Source organism: Azospirillum sp. (assembly GCF_035627195.1).
Lineage (GTDB): Bacteria > Pseudomonadota > Alphaproteobacteria > Azospirillales > Azospirillaceae > Azospirillum.
Genome location: NZ_DASPMG010000285.1, coordinates 1 through 2,537, shown reverse-complemented (window position 1 = coordinate 2,537; position 2,537 = coordinate 1). Strand labels below are relative to the sequence as shown.

Genomic DNA, 2,537 nt, shown 5'->3' with positions numbered 1-2,537 from the left:
GTAGGGGAACAGGAACTCCACGCCGGTGAAGCCGGCCCGCGCCGCCGCGGCGAAGCGGTCGAGGAACGGCACCTCGTTGAAGAGCATGGTGAGGTTGGCGGCAAGGCGCGGCATCTCAAGCCCCCGCTTCGCCAGCCACCGTGCGGGGCGCGGCCGGATTCCGGGCGCGGGTGGTCTCGTGCGTCATCGTCCTCCCCGGCGGGTACTTGGTCGTGCCCCGCTCTGGTCCCATGCCGTCGTTGTCGCGGCGTTCGGCAGAGTGTCGGCACGAACGCGGGGAGCGTCAAGCGGTATCACCACTCGCCCGCACCAATTGCCGCATCGCACAAAATTCACTGGACCTGCCCGCAATGCATACGCCTTATGTCCAGGTTCCCGAACGCCGTGTCGGATTTCCGGACAGATTCCCGGCCGGAGAACGTCGGGAAACCGGGCAATCCGGCGGTTCAACGAAACGGCACGCGCCTTGCTGTGATGCAGCGAAACGGCCTGCGGACGGGCCGGCGGCCAACAAACGGAGACCTTCACCCATGAGCTTTCGCGACCGGACGGACTTCACCGGCAAGCGCGCCATCGTCACCGGCGGCAGCCGCGGCCTCGGCCGCTGCATCGCCGACACGCTCGCCGAGCTGGGTGCGACCGTGCACGTCTTCGACTGGGCCGTGCCCACCGACGACGCCTTCAAGCACGACTTCCAGCAGGTCGACATCTCGAACTCGGCCAGCGTGAACGCCGCCGTGGCGGCGCTGCCGGCCCCGGCGACGCTGCTGGTCAACAACGCCGGCATCACCCGCGACACCACCATCCGCAAGATGTCGGACGAGGACTGGCAGGCGGTCATCAACGTCAACCTGACCGGCGCCTTCCACATGATCCGCGCCACCGCCCCGCTGATGGGCGAGCAGGGCGGCGGGCGCATCGTCAACATCTCCTCCATCAACGGCCTGCACGGCATGTTCGGCCAGGCCAACTACGCCGCCGCCAAGGCGGGCCTGATCGGCCTGACCAAGACCGTGGCGCGCGAGTACGGCCAGAAGCGCGTGACCTGCAACGCCATCGCGCCGGGCCTGGTGCTGACCGAGATGGCGCTGAAGCTGCCGGAAGCCGCCATCGACGGCTACAAGCAGGAGGCGGTGATGAAGCAGCTGCCCATGCCGCAGGACATCGCCGACGCCGTCACCTTCCTGCTGTCGGACGCCGCGCGCTACGTCACCGCGCAGGTCATCAAGGTGGACGCCGGCCAGCGCATCTGATTGGGCGCATCTGATCCGGGCGCGTCTTGATCCGGGTTCCGCCCGGCCGCTCTCGGGCGGCCGGGCTGGACTTGGTTCGGCGTGCTCCGATATCGTCGTGCGGACGGCCCCGGCAGAGGGCCGCCGCGGGAGGGGACGGCCGATGATCGACGAGGGCGGGTACGAAGCCCTGCGCCAGCGCATGGTGCACTCGCTGTTCGACCAGATGGCGGGCCAGTGCGTGGGCACGGTCGCCGTGGACCGCGAGGCGCGCATCGTCTGGATGCACGAGAAGTACAAGCAACTGGTGGGCATCGACGAGGACGTCCGCGGCAAGCCGGTCGAGGAGGTCATCCCCAACAGCCAGATGCGCCACGTGGTCGAGACCGGCCGGGCGATGTTCCTGGACATCATGCAGTTCGGCGAGCGCTCGCTGGTCGTCACCCGCCTGCCCATGCGCGACGAGGCCGGCGACGTCATCGGCGCCATCGCGTTTGCCATGTACGAGAGTGCCGAAGAGCTGAAGCCGCTGATCGCCAAGTACCAGCGCCTGCACGAGGAGCTGTCGCGCACCCGGCAGGAGCTGTCGAAGGCGCGCCGCGCCAAGCACACCTTCACCCAGATCGTCGGCTCCGGCGAGTCCATCAAGGAGGTGAAGCGCCTCGCCCGCCGCGCCGCGCAGATGGACTCGACCGTGCTTCTGCTGGGCGAGACGGGCACGGGCAAGGAGCTGCTGGCGCACGCCATCCACGCGGCCAGCCCGCGCGTCAACCGGCCCTTCGTCGCCATCAACGCCGCCGCCATCCCCGAAACGCTGCTGGAGGGCGAGCTGTTCGGGGCGGCCGCCGGCGCCTACACCGGGGCCGACCGCCGTGGGCGCGAGGGCAAGTTCCAGATCGCCGACGGCGGCACCCTGTTCCTGGACGAGATCGGCGACATGCCGCTCGCGCTGCAGGCCAAGCTGCTGCGCGTGCTGCAGGAGCGCGAGATCGAGCCGCTGGGGTCCAACAAGGTGATCCGGGTGGACGTGCGCATCGTCGCCGCCACCAGCCGCGACCTGGGCGCACTGGTGAAGCAGAACCAGTTCCGCGCCGATCTCTACTACCGCCTCAACGTCGTACCGATCCGCCTGCCGCCGCTGCGCGAGCGGCTGGAGGACGTGGAGGACATCGCGTCCAGCATCCTGGAGGACATGGCGATCCAGCGCGGCACGCCGCCGCGCGAGCTGACCGAATCGGCGGTGCGGGCGCTGACCTCCTACGACTGGCCGGGCAACGTGCGCGAGCTGTACAACATGCTGGAGCG

2 protein-coding genes are annotated in these 2,537 nt (G+C 69.3%); both read left to right on the top strand.

Annotated features, from left to right (window positions below; translation table 11 throughout):
• Positions 1-530: 530 nt before the first annotated feature.
• Entirely contained in the window at positions 531-1,253 is a 723-nt protein-coding gene (gene fabG / locus VED21_RS26180; RefSeq protein WP_324887591.1) for a 3-oxoacyl-ACP reductase FabG, read from the top strand.
• A 142-nt stretch (positions 1,254-1,395) separates the two neighbouring features.
• The coding region (locus VED21_RS26175) for a sigma-54 interaction domain-containing protein (protein WP_324887588.1) at positions 1,396-2,537 on the top strand (1,142 nt) is incomplete at its 3' end.